This window comes from Methylobacterium sp. J-030 (assembly GCF_022829545.1).
Taxonomy (GTDB): domain Bacteria; phylum Pseudomonadota; class Alphaproteobacteria; order Rhizobiales; family Beijerinckiaceae; genus Methylobacterium.
The window spans coordinates 1-630 of sequence record NZ_JAKSYM010000286.1 but is presented as its reverse complement, the minus strand read 5'-3'; the positions used below and the strand labels follow the sequence as shown (position 1 = coordinate 630).

Annotated in this window: 1 protein-coding gene; it reads right to left on the bottom strand. The window is 71.1% G+C overall.

Features of this window, described 5'->3' with window-relative positions; translation table 11 throughout:
• Positions 1–123: 123 nt before the first annotated feature.
• Positions 124–390, bottom strand: coding sequence for a helix-turn-helix domain-containing protein (locus tag MKK75_RS36410; RefSeq protein WP_244044538.1), 267 nt, complete (start codon positions 388–390; stop codon positions 124–126).
• Positions 391–630 lie beyond the last annotated feature (240 nt).

Here is a 630-nt window from a genome sequence, read left to right as displayed (position 1 = left end):
GATGCGCGCCGATCTCGCCCCGAACACGCGCGACGCCGTCACGGGCGGCTGGGACTTACTGGTGCAGGTCGCTCCGCACCTCGAGATCGGGTCGTGAGGAGCGGGGCCACGTCGAGCTACCGGTCAGTCTGCCCGTGGCCGGCGGCCGGCGCGCAACGGCTGCGGTCGCGCCGCCCCCGGCGGCGGGGCGATCAGCAGGTCGGCCACCGGCACAGCCAGGGCCTGCGCCATCGCCTCCAGGGTGGTGATGGTCACATTCTCCGAGCCGCGCTCGACGCGGCCGACGTAGGCCCGATCGATGCCGGCGGCGAGCGCCAGCCGCTCCTGCGACAGCCCGCGTTCGACGCGCAGCCGCCGCAGGTTCCAACCGATGATCGCGCGCGCGTCCATGGCGGGAGCAAGCCCGATCAGCGGCTTGACAAGCGACGGACTGACAGTCGCCGATCACGATAGGCTCGACCCAGCCGGGTTATGGAGGATGAGGAGCATGCACGCCTACCTCGACGCGATGCCTCGCTACGCTACCGCCCAGGGGCGCGCCTCTCGCGCCGACTACTTGCCAGCCCACCTCGTGTTCGGGCCGCTCATTCTCGTGGCCTTCTTCGTCCTGCGCGTCCCCTTAGTCCATGG